Annotated in this window: 1 protein-coding gene; it reads left to right on the forward strand. The window is 65.9% G+C overall.

Annotated elements, in window-relative coordinates; genetic code table 11:
* Nucleotides 1-220, forward strand: a 220-nt coding sequence (locus tag FS507_RS20200; RefSeq protein ID WP_222121494.1) for a hypothetical protein, incomplete at both ends; no start/stop codon positions are given.

The raw sequence follows: 220 nt of genomic DNA on the forward strand, positions 1-220 counted from the left end.
GGAGAAGTGGGTGAGGAGGAGTGTGAAATGGTTGGGGTGCGTTGGGTTGTTGAGGAGGAGGGAGGGGGCGTGGGCGGTGAATGGGGAGAGGGGGAGTTCGAGGGAGGGTGGAGGCGTGCGTGGAGGGGGGGGGGAGAGGAGGGGGTTGATGATGGAGGTGGTGATGATGGTGGTGGTGAGGGGTGTGGTGTGGGTGAGGGGGGATGGAGGAGGAGGGGGG

The sequence above is a fragment of the Corynebacterium glyciniphilum AJ 3170 genome (genome assembly GCF_007673095.1).
Classification (GTDB): Bacteria; Actinomycetota; Actinomycetes; order Mycobacteriales; family Mycobacteriaceae; genus Corynebacterium.